Source organism: Roseateles sp. P5_B10, assembly GCF_056400485.1.
Genome location: NZ_JBFULE010000250.1, coordinates 1 through 6786, shown reverse-complemented (window position 1 = coordinate 6786; position 6786 = coordinate 1). Strand labels below are relative to the sequence as shown.

At 66.9% G+C, this 6786-nt stretch carries 5 protein-coding genes; 3 read left to right on the top strand and 2 right to left on the bottom strand.

Annotation, left to right across the window (positions count from 1 at the left end):
- Nucleotides 1-72 precede the first annotated feature (72 nt).
- Together AC1DU6_RS15875 and argC are read right to left on the bottom strand one after the other, a co-directional pair.
- Nucleotides 73-2367, bottom strand: a complete 2295-nt coding sequence (locus AC1DU6_RS15875) for a hypothetical protein (protein WP_477858222.1) — start codon at nt 2365-2367, stop codon at nt 73-75.
- Between the two features lie 148 nt (nt 2368-2515).
- Nucleotides 2516-3463: an N-acetyl-gamma-glutamyl-phosphate reductase gene (gene argC / locus AC1DU6_RS15870; protein WP_457321546.1), complete on the bottom strand. Its 948-nt coding sequence runs from the start codon at nt 3461-3463 to the stop codon at nt 2516-2518.
- A 51-nt stretch (nt 3464-3514) separates the two neighbouring features.
- Between argC and AC1DU6_RS15865 the strand changes: the two genes are divergently transcribed.
- The 3 genes from AC1DU6_RS15865 to AC1DU6_RS15855 all read left to right on the top strand — a co-directional run.
- Nucleotides 3515-4105: an RBBP9/YdeN family alpha/beta hydrolase gene (locus AC1DU6_RS15865; RefSeq protein WP_457321548.1), complete on the top strand. Its 591-nt coding sequence runs from the start codon at nt 3515-3517 to the stop codon at nt 4103-4105.
- Between the two features lie 48 nt (nt 4106-4153).
- The gene (locus AC1DU6_RS15860) at nt 4154-5047 is read left to right on the top strand and encodes a ParB/RepB/Spo0J family partition protein (protein ID WP_457321550.1); all 894 of its coding nucleotides are present in this window, start codon (nt 4154-4156) and stop codon (nt 5045-5047) included.
- A 473-nt stretch (nt 5048-5520) separates the two neighbouring features.
- Nucleotides 5521-6786 (top strand): PrkA family serine protein kinase (locus tag AC1DU6_RS15855; protein ID WP_477858219.1); only part of this gene is annotated, 1266 nt, incomplete at its 3' end.

Sequence of the window (6786 nt, the reverse complement as noted above, 5' to 3'; positions counted from 1 at the left end):
GGGTGCTGACCTCGGTCGGCTCCTCTTCGAGCACCAGACGGGCGCTCACGTCGGCCCAAAGTTGGTTACCGCTCATGGCCTCTCCTCCACGATGGGCAGGGGCGTGATGCCGCTCATGCGCGCCGTCACGACGTCCAGCACCGAGTGGAAGTCTTCCGCTTCGGACAGCGCATCGATGCCCGCCTCCACCGCCTCCACGAAACCGCAGTGCTCGGTCAGCCGCACCGTCTCGATGGGCACCAGGCGCCGCGCGCGGATCAGCTGCCTGACCTCGCGGTAGGGGGCATTGCCGATCGCCTGCCAGGCATAGCGCTGCAGGCTGGCGGAGGAATTGCGATCCGCGGCGCCGGCCATGGCGCCATGCGCGCCCTCGCCGCTGACCGCCAGATAGTCCGCCTGGAAGCTGCTGTGCCGCCAATAGCCCGGCAGCGCATGGCCGTTGAGCAGGAAGATGACGGGGTAGACGTCGATCAGCTCCAGGCAGGCGGCAAACAGCAGGGCCAGGTCGATGCAGGTGCCGGCCCGGGCGCCAAGGATGGTGCTGGGCGTGCGCAGGCGCTGCGAATCGAGCTTGCTGCTGTACGACGGCGGCGGGTTGATATAGCCGAGCCGCCACTCATGCAGCAGGGCGGCCCAGATCGCCTGCACCTGCAGATCGACCTCGCGCAGCTGCTCTTCCTCGGTGCTCGGCGCGGCCTGATAGCCCTCGAAACCGGCGCTGGGGTTGTCGCGCAGGATGCGCACATAGCGCTGTGCCAGTTCCACCGCGCTGACGACGGCCGGATCGCGCGGCAGCACGAAGGAGGGCAGCCACTGGCCGTCCTTGTCGTTGTCGCGCCACTGGTCCACCGGCAGCAGGCGCAGGCGATGGCTGTCGCGCGTCAGCACCTTGTCGTTGTGGCTGAGCTGGACCATCAAGGTGCTGTTGACCGCTTCCTGCAGCGAACGCATCAGCGCAGCCGTCAGCGGCACGTGCACCTCGTTGCTCAGGTCGAAGCGCGTCTCGCCGGCCACGAAGCGCTTGCGCCAGCGCGCCTGTTCGGGCCCGAGCTGCAGCTCCACGTCGACGCTCAAGCCATCCTCGGGACTGGCGTTGCCGCGCTCCACGACGATCTCGCTGAACAGGCGCCCGTTGTTGTGCAGTACCGCGTAGTTGAGCTCCTTCTCGGGCTTGGCCAGCAGGCGCGGCGGCGTGTCGGCGTCGCGCAGTTCAGCCGCGGCGGGTTCGCCCAGCGTGAACGCAGCCTCGTTCAGCGGCGCGCCCATCCACAGCGTGACGCCGGTGGCACGCGTGGCTCTGGGCTCCTTGCGCGCGCGCAACCAGGCGCTCTCGAAGGCCAGCGGCAGGTTCCACACGGCCTGGTCGAGCTGGCCGTAGACCAGCTCGAAGAAGAAGTCCGCCAGCTGGTCCTCGACCGCGTCCTGGAAGCCCACGGCCGACAGGGCCGCGCGCTCGGCCACGATGAGGGCCGCCGTGCGCGCCGCCGAGTTTTCGAGGCTGAGGGAGACGAAATAGGCGCAGTGCTCGCCCCCCGCCCCCAGCGCCTCGGCCAGCCGCTGCGCACCGACGACGGCCGCGCYGCCGCTCTCGCCGGCCAGCAGCATGCCGTCGGGCACGCTGGCCTCCTTGGCCAGCACGTCGTCCAGCTGCATCGGGCCGAATTCGGCCTCCACCACTTCGCCGTTCGGCACCAGGTCGCGCAAGGCCTTCAGGCCGGCCAGATTGTCAAAGCCACTCAGATGGATGAGGTCGGGCTTGTGCGCCTTCACGACGTCGTGCAGCTGTTGCCAGCTCGGGTCTTTCAACTCCATCAGCTGGATGTCGCCCAGCGCGCGTTTGAGCCGCTTGGTTTCCGCGCTGAAATCCCATGTCTGCCGCAAGCCGCCAGGTGCGCTCTGCACATAGAGCAGGCTGCGCTGCCCGGGCTTTTTCCACCGGGCCGGGGCCTTGGGCACCACTTCACGCATCACGGTGACGCGGTGGTTGTCCACATTGCGATAACGCCGCGTGGCCTTGGCCAGCAGATATTCCCAGGGAAAGATGCGGCCCTGCCAGCCCTCGCGTTCCGACGCGTAAGGCATGCGCACGACGACGCGCGGCGCGCGGGCAAGCGCCTCCAGGTCGGCGTCCTTCAGGCCAAAGCCCTTCAGCGTGCGGTTGGCCTGCTCCTCACGGCTGTTGCTGGCGTCACTCGAACTGAGCCAGCGTTCGCGTGCCCGCAGCACATAGGTCCAGCGCATGGCTTCGGTGTCGAGCCGGCACACGGGCACGCCCTCCTCGGGCTGGCCGCCCAAGGCGATCGTGCGGCCCGGAATGACCAAAGAGATCCGGGCCAGAACAGGATCAGTGCCTGCAGTCTTCGACATCACGCCTCCCAACATAGAGCCCCCAGACCTGTCACTACGCGACAGGCCCCCCAAGGGGGTCAAGCAAACTCGGGAGCGGCCCGTCGTTTGCTTGAGAGAGGCGTCATCCTATGTCGCCGGGCTGCGCCTCAGCGCCCTGATTTCTGGTTCAGACCAGCCCGAGGCTCTCTTCCAGACCCAGGTGGACGTTCATGCTCTGCACGGCCGCGCCGCTGGCGCCCTTGCCGAGGTTGTCCAGGCGGCTCATCAGCAGCACCTGGGTGTCGGAGGCGAATACGAAGAGGTCGACGCGATTGGTGTCGTTGCAGGCCTGCACGTCGAAGAAGCCGGCATCCAGCGCGGCCGCGTCGCGCAGCGGCTTCACGTTGATGAAACGCTCGCCCTGGTAGTGTGCGGCCAGCGCGGCATGGACCTGCTCAGGCGTCGTGCCGGCCTTGAGCTGGCTCAGGTGCAGCGGCACGCTGACGGCCAGGCCCTTGTAGAAGCTGCTGACGATGGGCTGGAAGACCGGCGGCGTCGCCAGCCCCGTGTGGGCAGCCATCTCCGGCAAATGCTTGTGCTTGAGACCCAGGCCATAGGGCCGCGGCGCCTGCAGATGGGCCGGCAAGGGCTGCTGCTCGTACTCGGCAATCATGCTCTTGCCGCCGCCCGAGTAGCCGGTGATGGATGTGGCGCTGATGGCGGCGTCCTTGGACAACAGGCCGGCATCCACCAGCGGGCGCACCAACAGGATGAAGGCGCTGGAATGGCAGCCCGGGTTGGAGATGCGCTTGCTGGCCTGGATGGCGCCACGCTGGCCCCTGGCCAGCTCCGGCAGGCCGAAGGCCCAGCCGGGCGCCGTGCGGTGGGCCGTGCTGGCGTCGATGAGGCAGGTACGGTCGTTGTTGACCATGAAGGCGGCCTCGCGCGAGGCTGCGTCGGGCAGGCACAAGAAGGCCACATCGGCGGCGTTCAGCAAACGCGAACGCTCGGCCGGGTCCTTGCGCTTGTCGGCGGCTATCTTCAGCACCTCGATGTCGCTGCGGGCCGCGAGGTACTCGTGAATCCGCAAACCCGTGGTGCCTTCCTGGCCATCCACAAACACCTTGAACGTCATCGCCGCTGCTCCAACCGCTGAAAATCGAACTGTGCAGGATAAGGGCAAACCATGAAATCTGAGCGTGTACTGCTTCTCCCGGGCTGGCAAAACTCGGGCCCGGACCACTGGCAAAGCCGCTGGGAGCGGCTGCATGGCGACGAGCGCGTCGAGCAGCACGACTGGGACTGGCCCCGCCGCGGCGACTGGATGGCGCGGCTGGACGAGGTGCTGCTGCAGGACGACGCGCCGGCCCTGCTGGTCGCCCATTCCCTGGGCTGCCAGCTCGTCACCGCCTGGGCCGAGCATTCCCAGCACGTCGGCCGCGTGAAAGGCGCGCTGCTCGTCGCCCCGCCGGACACCGAGCGCGCGGACATGCCGCCCCAGCTCCACAACTGGCGACCCATCCGCCGCCCGCGCCTGCCCTTCCCCAGCATCACCGTCATCAGCAGCGACGACCCCTTTGGCGCCGCCGAGCGCAGCACGCAGATGGCGGCCGACTGGGGCAGCAGTGTCGTCATCGCCGGGCCGCGGGGTCATCTGAACGCCGAATCGGGCCTGGGCGACTGGCCCGAGGGTCGCGAGCTGCTGGAAAGCCTCGGCAAGCGCTGGAGCGGCGACGGGCCGCTCCCGAGCCGCTCCGCACCCCCTCGGGGGGCCTGACGCAAAGTGGCAGGTTTGGGGGCGCCCATTCATCGACAATCCGCCCCCATGGTCACGAAGAAACCCAAAGGCCTCGGCCTCGGCCTGGAGGCCCTGCTTGGCCCCAAGGTCAGCGAAGCGCCCGCTACCGACTTGCCCTCCACGCTGAAGCTCGAACAGCTGCAGGCCGGCAAATACCAGCCCCGCACGCGCATGGACGAGGGCTCGCTGTACGAGCTGGCCGAATCGATCAAGGCGCAAGGGATCATGCAACCGATCCTCGTGCGCCCGATCTCACCGAACGGGAGCGCGACCTACGAGATCATTGCCGGCGAGCGGCGCTTCCGTGCGGCAAAACTTGCCGGCCTGCGCGAGGTGCCGGTGCTGGTGAAGGCGGTGCCCGACGAATCGGCCGCCGCGATGGCGCTGATCGAGAACATCCAGCGCGAAGACCTCAACCCGCTCGAGGAAGCGCAGGGCCTGAAACGACTCACCGACGAGTTCGGCCTGACACATGAGCAGGCGGCCCAGGCGGTCGGCCGTTCGCGCAGTGCGGCCAGCAATCTGCTGCGGCTGTTGAACCTTTCCGCCCCGGTGCAGAACATGCTGATGGCCGGCGACCTCGACATGGGCCACGCSCGCGCGCTGCTGCCGCTGGATGGCGCCACGCAGATCACGACGGCCAGCGAGATCGCGGCCAAGAAGCTCAGTGTGCGTGAGGCCGAAAAGCTGGTCGCCAGGCACCAGGGCGCCGGCCGCCAGGCGCCGCTGCTGCGCGTGAAGAGCGACAAGAGCCGCGACGTGCTGCGGCTGGAAGAAGAGCTGGCCGACGCTTTGGGCGCGACCGTCGAGGTGCGCGTGAAGAAGGCAACGAAGCGTGGTGCTCAGAGCGGCGAACTGGCCATCCATTTCGACTCGCTCGACGCCCTGTCCGGCATCCTCGACAAGCTGCGCGGCGCCTGAGCAACGCAGGCTGCGATGCAATGCGGCGGCGTCTGACAAGACGCTGCCGGCAGGCGCTCAACACTAGGTGCGCAGTAACGATGCCCGCGTGGTCCAACAAGGATGGTGATGCATCCGTGACGCGCGCCACTCTCGCTACAGTTCTTCACCGACAGCTTTGTCTGCGGCCCGCCACAAGCCCCCCGGGTTCGTGTGGTTTGCCCGAAAAGTGCCAGGTCTTGCCCAAACTGCGGGCGTATGYTGGCCCGGCACCCTGTCAACGGAAAACTGCGTTGGTTTGTTGGTGGTCGTGTTGATGGGCAGATAGCGGCTTATTCTTGAGATTGACGAGCGGTCGGCGGCGCCAAGCTGCTGATCAAGCGAGTGGAGAGTTCTGATGACGCCTTGCAGTTGAGGCGCGATCAGAACCCCCCAGTCCCTCGGGCACGGATCGTGCCTGCGGCCCTGTGGAGTTCAAACCGCAGGAGGTCGGCATGGACGTCATCAGCCATTTCGCAGCGCGCTTCGAGCGCAGCAAGGTCGAGGAGCTCTCGCTGGAGGACTACCTCGCAGAGTGCAAGAAAAACCCACTGGCCTACGCCACGGCTGCCGAGCGCATGCTGCAGGCCATCGGCGAGCCGCAGATGCTCGACACGCGCAACGACCAGCGGCTGTCGCGCCTGTTCGCCAACAAGACCATCAAGATCTACCCGGCCTTCGCCGAGTTCTATGGCCTGGAAGAGGCCATAGAGCAGGTCGTCTCCTATTTCCGCCATGCCGCGCAAGGGCTGGAAGAGAAGAAGCAGATCCTCTACCTGCTCGGGCCCGTCGGCGGCGGCAAGAGTTCCATCGCCGAGCGGCTCAAGCAGTTGATGGAGCATGTGCCCTTCTACGCGCTGGCCGGCTCGCCGGTGAATGAGTCGCCACTCGGCCTCTTCGACCTCATCGAGGACGGCCCGCTGCTGGAGCGCGACTACGGCATCCCGCGCCGCTACCTGAACCGAGTCCTCAGCCCCTGGGCCGTCAAGCGCCTGGACGAGTTCGGCGGCGACATCCGCAAGTTCAAGGTCGTCAAGCGCTTCCCCAGCGTGCTCAAGCAGCTCGGCGTGGCCAAGACCGAGCCGGGCGACGAGAACAACCAGGACATCAGCTCGCTGGTCGGCAAGGTCGACATCCGCAAGCTCGAAACCTATGCCCAGGATGACCCCGACGCCTACAGCTACAGCGGCGGCCTGTGCCTGGCCAACCAGGGCCTGCTCGAGTTCGTCGAAATGTTCAAGGCGCCCATCAAGGTGCTGCACCCGCTGCTGACCGCCACGCAGGAAAGCAACTACAAGGGCACCGAGGGCTTCGGCGCCATCCCCTTCGACGGCATCGTGCTGGCGCACAGCAACGAGAGCGAGTGGAAGACCTTCCGCAACAACAAGAACAACGAGGCCTTCCTCGACCGCGTCTATATCGTCAAGGTGCCCTACTGCCTGCGCGTCAGCGAGGAGGTCAAGATCTACGAGAAGCTGATCCGCGGCTCGTCGCTGTCCGAGGCCAAGTGCGCACCGGGCACGCTGAAGATGATGAGCCAGTTCGCCGTGCTCACGCGCCTGAAGGAGCCCGAAAACTCGTCGCTGTATTCCAAGATGCAGATCTACGACGGCGAGAACCTCAAGGACACCGACCCGCGCGCCAAGAGCTACCAGGAGTACCGCGACTACGCCGGCGTTGACGAAGGCATGAGCGGCATCAGCACGCGCTTCGCCTACAAG

Bases quoted from the DNA above. Each gene is read 5' to 3' on its own strand.
- argC (WP_457321546.1), bottom strand. From the start codon at position 3,463: ATGACGTTCAAGGTGTTTGTGGATGGCCAGGAAGGCACCACGGGTTTG.
- AC1DU6_RS15865 (WP_457321548.1), top strand. From the start codon at position 3,515: ATGAAATCTGAGCGTGTACTGCTTCTCCCGGGCTGGCAAAACTCGGGC.